The organism is Luteibacter sp. SVR4-7G (genome assembly GCF_056755555.1).
On record NZ_JBPGXO010000004.1, the window covers coordinates 26,747 to 40,197 of the forward strand.

A 13,451-nucleotide genomic window follows, 5' to 3' on the forward strand; every position below is an offset into this window, starting at 1 on the left:
GGCCCGCGACCTTCCGCGCCATGTAGGAGCGCGCCTTGCGCGCGACAGCTTTTGAGGCCATACCTCCAGGCTGGCGCGCCAGGGTGGTGACTGAGGCGAAAAGCGGTCGCGCGCAGGGCGCGCTCCTACAGTAAGTTGCCGGGATTGGCTCAGTCCTTCACGGGTGCCAGGCGCAGGTCCTGGAAGTCGAAGCTGAAGTCGGTCAGCGGCGACACCGGTTCCATGCGCACTTCGCGCACCTTGCCGTCGGGATCGAGCGCGAAGTTCACGAACGCGTCGCCGTTGAGCGAGCGGTCGTTCCAGTGGGCGATGAAGGTATCGTGCTGCCAAGGTTCCAGCATGCCCTTGAGCTGCGCCGTCTTCGTGAAGCTCATGACCAGCTTGCCGGCTTCCTTCGTCACCTTGACGTCGCCATACCAGGGGTCGCGGTACGTGCCGACGTAGCCGTCCAGCGGGAGAGACGGCTTCGAGCCCTTGGCGCGTGCGGCTTCGTGCTTCTTCATGCTGTCGTCGGCGTTTGCTTCCGACTTCTTCACGCTCGCGGCATAGGCGGCGTTCCAGTCCGTCTTCGGCGCATCCATGAAGGCATCCAGCGCACGATACGTCACCGCCTGGAAGGCCGCGCCGGATTCCTGGTTGGTCAGCACCACGATGCCGAGCTTGAGGTCGGGCACGAGGGTCACGCGCGATACCATGCCGGGCCAGCCGCCGGTATGCCACACGAGCTTGTGGCCGCGGTAATCGGACACGAACCAGCCTTCGCCATAGCCGGAGAAGTTCGGCTTCGTCGCCTTGAGCTCGGGCACGCTGGGTTCGCTGATCCTGATGGGCGTGATCAGCGACCACATCTCGGCCTGCCGCTTCTCGCTGAAGAGGCGCTGCTGCTTGCCCGAGGCGTCGGTATAGGTACCGCCTGCGAGCTGCATGTTCATCCACTTCGAGAGGTCGTGCACGCTCGAGTAGATGCCGCCGGCCGCCTGGTTGTTGTTCCACGACATGGGTGCGACCGGCTTCAGGTCCTTGAAGTCGAACTTCGCGTGACCCGTGGCGATGTCGTCGTCCGGCCCGATGTTGTCTGGCGCATGCGTCTGCGACTCGGTCATGCCCAGCGGCGTGAAGATGCGTTCGCGCACGAAGTCGGACCAGGGCTTGCCGGAGACCTGCTCGATGACCAGGCCCGCCACGGCGAACAGGATGTTGTCGTATGCGTACTCGGCGCGGAAACTGTTGGTCAGCGGTACGTGGCGCAGGCGCTGCACCACTTCCTGCGTGGTGTACGTCGTGGCCGGCCAGTACAGCAGATCGCCCGCGCCGAGGCTCAGGCCGCTGCGGTGCGCTAGAAGGTCGCGGATGCGCATCTCGCGGGTCACGTAAGGGTCGGACATCTGGAACCACGGCAGCCGGTCGACGACACGATCGTCCATGTCCAGCTTCTTCTCGTCCGCGAGGATCGAAAGAGAGGCGGCGGTGAAGGCCTTGGTGTTCGATGCGATGGCGAATTGCGTATGCGCGTCCACCTTCGCCGGCTCGCCCAGCTTGCGCACGCCGGAGCCCATCTCGAGCACCGTCTTGCCGTCTTTCACGATCGCCACGCCGATGCCCGGCACGTCGAACTGCTTCCGGGTGGCATCCACGAAGGCGTCGAAGTCGGCGAGCGCCGCGGGACGCACGGCGGTCTCAGTCACACCCGGGGTAGACGGCGCACCGGCATCCTGGGCCTGCGCGGCCATGGCGAAGACAAAACTGGTGACGCCGAAGGCGAGGAGATGACGAAGGCGCGACATGGACGGTCCCGGCTGCTGAAGAGAGCCGAGACTAGTCCATGCCGCGCCTCCGGCGAAAGGGATCGATCAGGCCTTGCGCTTCTGGCTGAAAATGACGCTGCCCAGGATGATGACGCCCGCGAGGGCCATCGTCGGGGTCAGGGCCTCACCCAGGAACATCCACGCCCAGCCCACGCCGAACAGGGGGACCAGATAGGTGGAGGTGGCCGCTCGCGGGGCCCCGATGCGCTGGATGAGACGGAAGTAGAACGCATAGGCAAGTCCCGTCGACAGCACGCCGAGAGCGACCACGGCGACCCAGGACTTCGTCGGGATGGAGGCCTCTGGCCAGGCCAGAGCGGCGAGCGGGGCCATCAGGATCGTGGCGCCGAGGAGGCACCCGGCGGCCACCGCCGTAGGCGGGATGTCCGCAAGGTACTTCTTGATGAGGTTGGCGGCGAGGCCATAGCAGAACGACGCGGCGACGCCGGCGAGTGCGGCCGGAGCGACGTTCTCGCCGGCCGTGCGGCCGCTGGCCAGGATCACCACGCCGACGAAGCCGGCCACCAGGGCGATGGCCTTGCGCGTGCCGATCTTCTCGCCGAAACCGATGAAAGCCACGAGCGCGGCGAAGAGCACCGTCATGCTGTTGGCGATGGCACCGATGCCGGCGGGCGCCCGCTCGGCGCCCCAGGCGAACAGGGTGAACGGGATGGCGGCGCTCAGCGCCCCCATGACCAGCATCTTCCACAGGTGGGCGAAGCGGATGTCCGAACGCGCGCGCCACAGCAGGGGCAGCAGGATCGCCGAGCCGAAGGCCAGGCGCGTGAAGACCATGGGGAACGGGCCGAAGTCCTTCGCTGCGACGCGCATGAAGAGGAACGAGCCTCCCCAGATCGCGCCCAGGGCCACGAGTTCGACCGGGGTGCGCCAATCGCGCTCCACGGCGGGAGCGAGCGAATCGGCGGGGGTTTCTGCAGCGGACGACATGCGCACCTCACTTGTGGCTGAACGCCATTGTCGCTGGAACCGGGCGCCGGACAAGCGCATCGTTTGCAAGCCAGCCTCTCATCCAATTCATCCCTGCCCCGCGTTCCGGCTTATTCCACCCCGACGAAGCCGCCCGTCTGGTGGGCCCACAGACGCGCGTAGAGGCCGCCACGCGCGATCAGTTCCGCATGCGTGCCCGTTTCCACGATCGCGCCGCGCTCCATCACCACCAGCCTGTCCATCTTCGCGATCGTCGACAGGCGATGGGCGATGGCGATCACGGTCTTGCCGCGCATGAGGATTTCCAGGCTCTCCTGGATCGCCGCTTCCGCTTCGGAGTCGAGCGCGGAGGTGGCCTCGTCCAGCACGAGGATCGGCGCGTCCTTCAGCAGCACGCGCGCGATGGCGATGCGCTGGCGCTGCCCGCCGGACAGCTTCACGCCCCGCTCGCCCGCGTGCGCGTCGAAACCGCTGCGCCCTTCCCCGTCGGACAGCCCGGGAATGAACTCGTCCGCGCGCGCCTGGCGGACCGCCGCCAGCATCTCTTCTTCCGTGGCATCGGGACGGCCATAAAGCAGGTTGTCGCGGATCGAGCGGTGCAACAGCGAGGTATCCTGCGTCACTACGCCGATATGCGAGCGCAGGGACTCCTGGGTGACCCTGGCGATGTCTTGCCCGTCGATGTAGATGTGCCCTTCCTCGAGGTCGTAGAGGCGGAGCATCACGTTGACCAGGGTGGTCTTGCCGGCACCCGAAGGCCCGACGAGGCCGATTTTCTCGCCCGGCCGCACGGTGAGGTTCAGGCCAGCCATGACGCCGCCGGCCTTGCCGTAATGGAAATGGATGTCCTCGAAGCGGACCTCGCCATGGGTGACCTGCAGCGGCACCGCGTCATCGCGGTCCTGCACGGTGCGCTCTTGCGAGAGGGTGGTGATGCCGTCCTGCACCGTGCCCACGTTCTCAAAGATGCCGTTGACCACCCACATGATCCAGCCGGACATGTTGTTGATGCGGATCACCAGCCCCACGGCGAGCGCCACCTGTCCCGTCGAGACCATCCCGTGCACCCACAGCCATAGGGCCAGCGCACTGGTGCCGGCGATCAGCAATCCATTGAGCGAAGTGATGGAAACGTCCATGCCCGTGACCATGCGGCTGGACGAGCGCACCTTGTCGGTCTGCTCGCGCATCGCTTCCTGCGCATAGGCCTCTTCCCGGTGGGTATGCGCGAAGAGCTTCAGCGTGATCACGTTGCTGTAGCCGTCGACGATGCGTCCCATCAGCCTGGAGCGCGCCTCGGAAGCCCGCCACGAGCGCTCCTTCACGCGCGGCACGAAGAAGACCAGCATGCCGACGTAGCAGAGGATCCACCCCACCAGCGGCAGCGCCAGCCGGATGTCGGCCTTCGCGAACAGGTAGACCGAGGTGCCGGCGTAGACGCTGACATACCACAGCGCGTCCACCACCTGCACCGCCGATTCGCGCAGCGACGGCGCGGTCTGCATGATGCGATTCGCGATACGGCCGGCGAAGTCGTTCTGGAAGAAGGCCAGGCTGTGCTTCAGCACGTAGCGATGATGCTGCCAGCGCACCATGTTGGTCATGCCGGGACTCAGGGCCTGGTTCACGAGCAGGTCGTGCAGGCCCATCGCCAGCGGACGCAGCAGGACCACGACGAAGGCCATCCATGCGAGTGTGCGCCAGTGCGTCTGGAAGAATACGGCCGCCGGGGTTTTCTGCGCCATGTCCACGACGCGGCCGAGGAAGTCGAACAGCGCCACTTCGATCAGCGCCACCGCCAGGCCGACGACCAGCGTCGCGACGAAGATCTTCCAGACCTGGCCGAGGTAATAGGCATAAAAGCCGACGACGCTCTTGGGCGGCGCGCGGTCCGGCGCCTCGCGGAAGATGTCGATGAGGGATTCGAACCAGCGGAAGATCATTCCGCCATTGTAGTACCCCCTCGTCAGCCGAGGGCACGTCTCCGCCCCAGCGCCCTGTCGAGGGCCACCAGGGCAAGGCCAAGGACGAGGAACAGCACCGCCACCAGCGCCACATTGAGCAGTGCGGCCGGATAGCCGAGCCGGCCCACGTCGAGGAAGGGGTACGGGTACTCGTCCACGACGGCGCCGCGTGCGAAGGTCCACAGCGCGAACACCAGCGGGAACCCGAGCCAGCGCAGCGCGTCGCGCCACTCGAGGGAGCCGTGCGGCAAGAGCACGACCCACCATGCGAGGTACAGCGCCGGCACCACGTAATGCAGCGAACGGTCGGCGATCAGCTGCGGCCCCAGCGGATGCCATAGCGAGCGCAGCAGCACGAAGTACACCAACGCGGTCACCGCGATGCACAGCGCGGCCAGCCCCTGAACCCGCGGCGTGCGCAGGACCCTCAGCGGCGTCCAGTTACCGCCCGTTGCCGCCGATGCGGCGACGAGCGCCACGAGCAGGTTCGAGAGGATGGTGAAAAAACTGAAATAACGGACCGTCACCGCGCCCAGCGAACCCGACCACACGATGAGCCAGTACTGCAGCACGAGGGCCGGCCACGCCACCGCCGCGACGACGATGGCGAAGAGGTTGGAAACGGCGGTGGTGCGGGTCGGCATGGAACGTTCCGTCAGCGGGGCCACGCATTATTGCCGCGATCCCGGTCCGGAATCCTGTGCTCAGGGTCAATTTCGGCACGAACGATCCTGCGGCCGCCCGGCACGTCCACGCCGAAGCTCTTGTGCTGCTGCCAGGTTTCGACCGGAATGCGGATGTCCTTCGTGGATTTGTCGTCGAAGGTGACCCGCAGCGTGGCCGGCATCACCAGCTGGTCGAGGTTGGACACCGTGACGGTCGAACCGTCCACCTTGTCCACAGCCATGTCCAGCTGCCAGTTGTGCTCGAACCAGCCGCGCCAGAACCAGGAAAGATCCTCACCCGCCTCGCTTTCCATCAGGCGGAAGAAGTCCGAAGGCGAAGGATGCCTGTATGCCCAGGTGGCGATGTATTTGCGGAACGCGGGGTCGAACCGCTCCGGTCCGATGATCTGCTCGCGGAGCAGCACGAGGCCGAGCGCCGCCTTGAAATAGGTCGCGGGATGGCGGTATTTCTCCTGGATCATGTCGGCGCCGATCAGCAGTGGCGGCGCGTCCCGGTCGGCCAGCAAGGGCAGGATCTCGTCCACGGGGTTGCCGTGCTTCGGCGCATACTCGCTGTCGCGCTTGGGGGCGAATTCGCCATGGTTGAAGGCGTCGGCCTCGTAGACGTCGATGAAGGTATTGAAGCCCTCGTCCATCCAGGCGTTGCGGCGCTCGTCGCTGCCCACGATCATCGGGAACCAGGTGTGACCGATTTCGTGCGCGGTGACCATGTGCAGCGGCTTGGCCGGCGCCTTCATGGGGTCGAACACGATGCCGGGGTACTCCATACCGCTGGCCGCGGAACCGGCTTCGTTGATCGCCACGGGATAAGGGTACGGGTACCACTTCGTGGAGAAATGCTCGACCGAGGCCTTGAGATATTCGGTCGAACGGCCCCAGCGATCCTGGCCCACACTTTCCACCGGGTACACGGACATCGCGAGCGCGGTCTTGCCTTCCGGCAGGTTGATCCGCGCGGCGTCCCACACGTACGCCGTGGACGCGCCGAAGGCGACGTCGCGCGTGTTCTTCATGCGGAACTTCCAGGTGAGCGTGCCGCCCTTCTTCGGCCGGCTGGCCGGATCGGCGACCTCTTCAGGCGTGCGGATCATCACCGTCTTGTCGCTCTGGCGTGCCTTGGCCAGGCGCTCGCGCTGCGCGGCGGTCAGCACGTCCTCCGGATTCACCAGCTCGCCGGAGCCGGCCACGATCATGTCGGACGGGACCGTGATGGCGTAATCGAAATCGCCGTACTCGAGGTAGAACTCGCTGTTGAGGTAGGGCGCGGTGTCCCAGCCACGCAGGTCGTCATAGACGCACATGCGCGGATACCACTGTGCCATCTCGTAGATGTTGCCGTTCTTCGACGCCGCGAAGCCCGTACGGCCGCCGAAGTCGCCGGGCAGGTCGTAGGAATACGCGATGGTCAGCGAAATCTTGCCTCCCTTGGCGGCCAGCGCCTGGGGCAGGCGCACCTGCATGCGCGTGTCGCTGACGACGTAATCGGCCTTCTTGCCGTCGATCGTCACCGAGGCGATGCGGTAGCCGTCGGTATGGCGCTTTTCCGTCTTGCCCGCGGTGAAGTTGCCGCGCGCGTCCTCGGTGAACCGGTTCTCGTCCAGCTGCAGCCAGAGCACGTCCAGCGCGTCCGGACTGTTGTTCGTATAACGGATGACCGCCTTGCCGCTCATGGTGTTCTTCACCGGGTCCAGCGTGGCGGCCAGCTCGTAATCCGCGCGGTTCTGCCAGAACAGCGGCCCGGGCATGCCGCTGCCGGAGCGATAGGCATTGACCGGCTGCGGGTAGGTGAACGGCGCGAAGGTTTCGCGGGGATCGAAATCCGCGGCCAGGGCGGCGCCGGCGCCCAGCAGGGCGACGGCGGCGAGCGACAGACGGGCGAGGTTTTTCATCGGCTACACTCGTGGGACGACCCCTCAGCGTAACCGGCAAACGAATCCCGACTCCAGCCTGCCGGAAGTCAGGTCAACGGAGGTCCACCTTCCGGTTCTCGCCAACATCCGGCGTCTTTCCCGTCACTCGCGCCTTCAGGTAATCGAACGCGAGCACCATCTTCGACGAAGGGGCGTCCCAGTATTCCGCCGTATCGACGTCGACGCGCAGGAGTGCGAGGTCCGGGTCGTCCTTCCCGTCGGGGAACCAGGATGTGATCCACTCGTTCCAATGCGCGTCGATGGCAGCGCGATCCTCCACGAGGGTCGCGCTGCCGGACAGCGACACATAGCTGTTGTCCGGGGCGCTCGCGTACGCGACGTTGACCTGGCGGTGCTCCTCCACCTCGTCCACCTTCGGCGAACTCTTCCGGGTGAAGAACCACAGACTCCCGTCGAAGCCTTCCTGCGAGGCCACCATGGGCCGGCTGTACAACCGGCCCTCGCGCTCGCTGGTGAGCATCGCCACCCGGGCGTCCTTGATGAGGGACCAGATCCTGTCCAGCTCTTCCTGGCGTGCGTGGGCCATGGCGATACTCCGGGTGGCGAAAGCGTCACCGTCCCACGGCGGCGCTCAAGGCGCCGTCAATCCCGTCCCTCGCAGGGCAAACGCCGCGCTCACATCGTGGCACTATTAGGCGGAGAACATCCCTACGTATACCTTGCATATGGCCTCGGTATCCGCATATTCCCCAAGTTCATACATCGAGGACCCCACGCATGAAAATCGGTTTGATCGGACTGGGCCGCATGGGCGGCAATATCGCTCGCCGCCTGATGAGGGACGGTCATCAGACCGTGGTCTACGACAACAACCCGGCCGCCCGCGAGGCGCTGGCCAAGGATGGCGGCCAGGCCGTCGAGTCGCTCGAAGCCCTGGTCCAGGCCCTGCCCTCGCCCCGCGTGGTGTGGGTGATGCTGCCGGCCGGCGAGATCACCGAAACCACCATCGCGAAGCTTAGCGACCTGATGAGCAAGGACGACATCGTCATCGACGGCGGCAACACCTTCTACAAGGACGACGCGCGCCGCGCCGAAACGCTCGCCGCCAAGGGCCAGCACTACGTCGACGTGGGCACCTCCGGCGGCGTGTGGGGGCTGGAGCGCGGCTACTGCATGATGATCGGGGGCGACAAGCCGACCGTCGACTATCTCGATCCCATCTTCAAGACGCTGGCTCCGGGCGCCGGCGACATTCCGCGCACCGAGGGCCGCGAGGGCCGTGACCCGCGCGTGGAGAACGGGTACATGCACGCCGGGCCGGCTGGCGCGGGCCACTTCGTCAAGATGGTCCACAACGGCATCGAGTACGGCATGATGCAGTCCTTCGCGGAAGGCTTCGACATCCTGAAGAATCGCGACGCCGCGCACCTGCCGGAACGCGAACGCTACCATCTCGACGTGGCCGACATCGCCGAGGTCTGGCGCCGCGGCAGCGTCGTGTCGTCCTGGCTGCTCGACCTCACCGCCAGCGCACTGGCGAAAGGCCCGGAACTCGACAACTACTCCGGCTACGTCGACGACTCCGGCGAAGGCCGCTGGACGGTCAACGCCGCCATCGAACAGGCGGTACCCGCCGAGGTACTCACCTCCGCCCTCTTCGCCCGCTTCCGCTCGCGCCAGGACCACACCTATGCGGAGCGCCTGCTCTCCGCGATGCGCATGGGTTTCGGCGGCCACATCGAAGGCCGCGGCAAGCCGCCGAAGGAAGGCGAACACTCCTGATCGAAGCCCTGTAGGAGCGCGCCCTGCGCGCGACAGCTTTTAGCGAGAAGCAGCAGGACCTGTTGCATGGACGCAAAAAGCTGTCGCGCGCAGGCGCGCTCCTACATGGTTTTCAACCGCCGTCCAGCTCCTGGAGGCGCTCGCGCCATCGCTCGGGCGTCTGCGGTTTGACGAAGAGCGCCACGATCGGCAGGCTCGCTTCCTTGGTGCGCGTCTCGATGGTGCGCACAACCTCTTCGATCTCCATCGTCGTCAGGCGGTCGTCGAAGGCCGCGGAGATCGCGACCAGCACGTGGTCCGGCCCCAACTGCAGGGTGAGCACGCCGTTCACCGCCTCGACGCCCTTCACCTGCCCGGCGATGCCGCAGACCTTCGCCAGGAGGTTGGGGGTGGCGGGTTCGCCGATGAGCAAGGCCTTACTTTCCCGCGCCAGCAACGCCGAAGCCAGCGCGAGCACCACGGCGATGCCGATCGACGCCCAGCCGTCGATGCGCGGATCGCCCAAGGCATGCGAAAGAGCGATGCCCGCCGCGGCGATCGCGAGGCCCAGCAGGGCGGCGCTGTCCTCGAAGAGCACCGTGAAGGTGGTCGGGTCCCTGGTGCTGCGGAATGCCTCGAAATAGCCGAGCTTGCCCTTCCTTCGCTGCACGCTCTTCAACGACAGCCACCACGACGCGCCCTCGAAGACCGCGCCTACGCCGAGAACGATGTAGTTCATCGTCGGATCGTGCAGCGGCTCCGGGGTGAGGATATGGCTGACGCCTTCGTACAGGGAGAAACCCGCGCCGAGGGCCAGCACCAGCAAGGCCACGATGAAGCTCCAGAAATAGAGCTCACGTCCGTAGCCGAGCGGGTTCTGCCGGTCGGGCCGCCGCTGCGAGCGACGCAGCCCGTGCAGGAGCAGCACCTCGTTGACGCTGTCCACCAACGAGTGCACGCCCTCGGAGAGCATGGCCGAACTGCCGCTGATGGCCGCGGCGGCGAACTTCGCGGCCGCGATGCCGATATTGGCGGCGAGTGCCGCGTAGACGACGAGTTTCGGGCTATGGGCCATGCATCGCATCGTCGCCGGAGCAATGTATCGAACAGGTCAAGTGACCCGGGAGCAATGTGGGAAGCGCGCTTCCCACAGGACTTGCCACGAGGCCGGGCGCAGCTTTTGGGGAGCCAAATGGAAAGGCCGCGCCTTGCAGCGCGGCCTTTCCCTGCGGCAACCGCCGGATTACTTCGCGAACAGGTGCTCGACGCCCGCGCGTTCCTCGCGCAGTTCCTTGTTGGTCGCGTCGATGCGGGCCTGCGAGAACTCGTTGATCTTCAGGCCCTGCACGATGGCGTACTTGCCGTCCTTCACCGTGACCGGGTAGCCGAAGATCACGCCCGGCTCGATGCCGTACGAACCGTCGGACGGGATGGCCATGGAGGTCCAGTCGCCCTCGGCCGTGCCCAGCGCCCAGTCGCGCATGTGGTCGATCGCGGCAGAGGCGGCCGAAGCGGCCGACGAGGCGCCGCGGGCCTTGATGATGGCCGCGCCGCGCTGCTGCACGGTCGGGATGAAGGTGTCGGCGTACCAGGCCTGGTCTACCTGCTCCAGCGCCGGCTTGCCCTTCACCGAAGTCTCGTGCAGGTCCGGGTACTGGGTGGAGCTGTGGTTGCCCCAGATGGTGACCTTCTTGATCTCCGTGGTATGCGCACCGGTCTTCTCGGCCAGCTGCGACAGCGCGCGGTTGTGGTCGAGGCGCACCATGGCGGTGAAGCACTTCGGGTCGAGGTCCGGAGCGTTCTGCTGCGCGATCAGCGCATTGGTGTTCGCCGGATTGCCGACGACCAGCACGCGCACGTCGCGCTTCGCGTGGTCGTTCAGGGCCTTGCCCTGCGGGCCGAAGATGGCGCCGTTGGCTTCGAGCAGGTCCTTGCGCTCCATGCCCGGGCCGCGCGGACGCGCACCGACGAGCAGCGCGTAGTCGACGTCCTTGAAGGCGACGTTCACGTCGTCCGTGGCGACCACGCCGGCAAGGGTCGGGAACGCGCAGTCGTTGAGTTCCATCACCACGCCCTGCAGCGCCGGGAGCGCCGGGGTGATCTCGAGGAGGTGCAGGATCACCGGCTGGTCGGGACCCAGCATGTCGCCGGCGGCGATACGGAACAGGAGGGCATAACCGATCTGGCCGGCTGCGCCGGTGACGGCAACGCGAACGGGTGCTTTCATCTTTCGACTCCTCAAAATACCGCTTGACTGACGATCAGGTGAGCTCGGCGAAGAACTCGACGATGCGGGCCATGCCCTTGTCGAGCGCCTCGTCCGGGCAGGAATAGGAAATGCGCAGCGCGCGCGGCTCGCCGAAGGCCGAGCCCGGCACACAGGCCACGCCCTTGGCTTCGAGCAGCACCGCGCAGAAATCGACGTCGGAGTCGATCGCCACGCCGTTGTGCTTCTTGCCGAAGGCCACGGAGATATCGGGGAAGGCGTAGAACGCGCCCTGCGGACGCGGGCACAGCACGCCGGGGATGGACACCAGCGCGTCGTACACGCGGTCGCGCTTCGCGGCGAACTCCTTGCACTTCGCGGCGGGGATGTCCTGCGGACCGGACAGTGCGGCCAGGGCCGCGGCGTTCACCACCTCGGGCAGGCTGGTGATGTGGTTGGAATTGAGCGTGGTGACGGCCAGCGCCACGGCTTCCGGCGCCGCGATGAAGCCCACGCGCCAGCCGGGCATGCCGTAGGTCTTCGACAGCGAATCGACGAAGATCACGCGGTCCTTCAGTTCCGGACGGACGTGCACGAAGTTGTGGTAACCCACGCCGTCGAAGACCATCGTGTTGTAGATGTCGTCGGTGATGACCCAGGTGTCCGGGTGCTTCGCGATCACGTCGGCCAGCGCGGCGATTTCCTCGCGCGTGTAGACCATGCCGGTGGGATTGGACGGGTTGTTGAACAGGAACACCCGCGGCTTGCGCGCCAGCGCGGCGTCGAGCTGCGCCGGCGTGAGCTTGTAGTGCTGTTCGGGCGGGCACGGCAGGATGTTGATCTTCGCGCCGACGATCTCGGCGATGTCGAGGTAGCTGGTCCAGTACGGCGCCGGGAAGGCGATTTCGTCGCCTTCGTCGAGCAGCGCTTCGGCCAGGTTGTAGAGCACCTGCTTCGCGCCCACGCCCGTGGTGACGTTCTTGCGCGTATAGCCGGTGAGGCCGAGTGCTTCGATGTGCGCCAGGAACGCATCGATCAGCGCGTCGGGGCCGCGGTTGCTGCCGTACTGGCCGGAATCCTTCGCCAGCGCCTCACGCGCGGCGGCGTACACGTGCTCGCCCGGGAGGAAGTTCGGCACGCCGATCGAGAAGCTGACGATGTCGCGGCCTTCCGCCTTCAGGCGCTTGGCCTTCTCGGCAATGACCATGATCGCACTGGGCTTGGCGCGTCCGATACGCTTGGCGAGCTGCGGCATCGTTTCCTCGACGGGGCTGGGGCAAAGGCCGCCATTTTAACACGGCCCCGTCGCCCCGCACGGCCGCGTTCTCCGGCGGCCCGTGCCCTCCCCGCGCCCCGATCGTCCCGGACGCTTGCGCGCCCCGATCGTCCCGGACGCTTGCGCGCCCTGATCGTCCCGGACGCTTGCGCGCCCTGATCGTCGCGGACGCTTGTAGGAGCGCGCCTGCGCGCGACATTTTTTCGCGAAGGGCTGCAGGGCCTGTTCCTCACGGCCTCAAAAGATGTCGCGCGCAGGCGCGCTCCTACCGGAGGCGGACGTGAAAACGCCGCCCGGGGGCGGCGTTCTCCACTCGGAACCGGATACCTCAGCGGGCGGCGTCCAGCACCTCGTTCCATTCCTTGACCTTGGCGGCCTGCTTCTCGAGCAGCGCGTCCACGTCGCCGGTGACTACTACCTCGTTGATGGTGTCGTCCTGGCGGATGGCGTCGACCACCTTCTGGTCTTCCGGGCCGACCACTTCGCCGAACACGCTGTGCTTGCCGTCCAGCCACGGGGTCGCGCCGTGGGTGATGAAGAACTGCGAGCCGTTGGTGCCCGGGCCGGCGTTGGCCATGGACAGGACGCCCGGCTTGTCGTGCTTCAGGGTGGTGTCGAACTCGTCGCCGAAGCGGTAACCCGGGCCACCACGGCCCGAGCCCTCCGGGCAGCCGCCCTGGATCATGAAGTCCGAAATCACGCGATGGAACGACAGGCCGTCGTAATAACCACGCCGTGCCAAGTTGACGAAGTTGGCCACCGTCATCGGGGTCTTGTCGTCGTGCAGGCGCAGGTGGATATCGCCCTTGTTCGTCTTCATGGTGACGTTGATGGTCATCGCGTTTCCTGTAACTCGTTGAAATGCAGACCGGCTGCCGATCGCGGCCGGTCCGGGGGGATGCAAGGCTACCGAAGATGGCGCCCCGGTCACAGG

The 13,451-nt window shown here is 66.3% G+C and carries 11 protein-coding genes; 1 reads left to right on the top strand and 10 read right to left on the bottom strand.

Translation table 11 applies throughout. The features are described 5' to 3' along the window. Nucleotides 1–149 precede the first annotated feature (149 nt). The 6 genes from ACR9ZH_RS02535 to ACR9ZH_RS02560 form a co-directional block, all read right to left on the bottom strand. Nucleotides 150–1,784 carry a serine hydrolase gene (locus ACR9ZH_RS02535; protein ID WP_481289192.1) on the bottom strand — a complete coding sequence of 545 codons (1,635 nt, stop codon included), beginning with the start codon at nt 1,782–1,784 and terminating at the stop codon, nt 150–152. 66 nt (nt 1,785–1,850) lie between these two features. Beyond that, entirely contained in the window at nt 1,851–2,753 is a 903-nt protein-coding gene (locus ACR9ZH_RS02540; protein WP_481289193.1) for a DMT family transporter, read from the bottom strand. Nucleotides 2,754–2,863: 110 nt separating this feature from the next. After that, a complete protein-coding gene (locus tag ACR9ZH_RS02545) occupies nt 2,864–4,696 on the bottom strand; it encodes an ABC transporter ATP-binding protein (protein WP_481289194.1) in 1,833 nt (610 codons plus the stop codon). Nucleotides 4,697–4,719: 23 nt separating this feature from the next. Then, on the bottom strand, nt 4,720–5,361 hold the full coding sequence (locus tag ACR9ZH_RS02550) for a Pr6Pr family membrane protein (protein ID WP_481289195.1): 642 nt from the start codon (nt 5,359–5,361) through the stop codon (nt 4,720–4,722). 11 nt (nt 5,362–5,372) lie between these two features. Further along, on the bottom strand, nt 5,373–7,292 hold the full coding sequence (locus tag ACR9ZH_RS02555) for a M1 family metallopeptidase (RefSeq protein ID WP_481289196.1): 1,920 nt from the start codon (nt 7,290–7,292) through the stop codon (nt 5,373–5,375). 73 nt (nt 7,293–7,365) lie between these two features. Further along, on the bottom strand, nt 7,366–7,860 hold the full coding sequence (locus ACR9ZH_RS02560; RefSeq protein WP_481289197.1) for a pyridoxamine 5'-phosphate oxidase family protein: 495 nt from the start codon (nt 7,858–7,860) through the stop codon (nt 7,366–7,368). Between the two features lie 158 nt (nt 7,861–8,018). Between ACR9ZH_RS02560 and gnd the strand changes: the two genes are divergently transcribed. Further along, complete coding sequence (gene gnd, locus ACR9ZH_RS02565) at nt 8,019–9,056, top strand: phosphogluconate dehydrogenase (NAD(+)-dependent, decarboxylating) (RefSeq protein ID WP_481289265.1); 1,038 nt, start codon at nt 8,019–8,021, stop codon at nt 9,054–9,056. Between the two features lie 112 nt (nt 9,057–9,168). Here the strand turns inward: gnd and ACR9ZH_RS02570 are convergent, their stop codons facing one another. The 4 genes from ACR9ZH_RS02570 to ACR9ZH_RS02585 form a co-directional block, all read right to left on the bottom strand. Next, entirely contained in the window at nt 9,169–10,110 is a 942-nt protein-coding gene (locus ACR9ZH_RS02570) for a cation diffusion facilitator family transporter (RefSeq protein WP_481289198.1), read from the bottom strand. Nucleotides 10,111–10,278: 168 nt separating this feature from the next. Continuing rightward, nucleotides 10,279–11,262 carry a malate dehydrogenase gene (locus ACR9ZH_RS02575; RefSeq protein ID WP_481289199.1) on the bottom strand — a complete coding sequence of 328 codons (984 nt, stop codon included), beginning with the start codon at nt 11,260–11,262 and terminating at the stop codon, nt 10,279–10,281. Nucleotides 11,263–11,296: 34 nt separating this feature from the next. Beyond that, nucleotides 11,297–12,496 (bottom strand): pyridoxal phosphate-dependent aminotransferase, encoded by a 1,200-nt coding sequence (locus tag ACR9ZH_RS02580; RefSeq protein ID WP_481289200.1) that lies wholly within the window; start codon nt 12,494–12,496, stop codon nt 11,297–11,299. A gap of 349 nt (nt 12,497–12,845) precedes the next feature. Then, nucleotides 12,846–13,355, bottom strand: a complete 510-nt coding sequence (locus ACR9ZH_RS02585) for a peptidylprolyl isomerase (protein WP_481289201.1) — start codon at nt 13,353–13,355, stop codon at nt 12,846–12,848. Between the last annotated feature and the right edge of the window lie 96 nt (nt 13,356–13,451).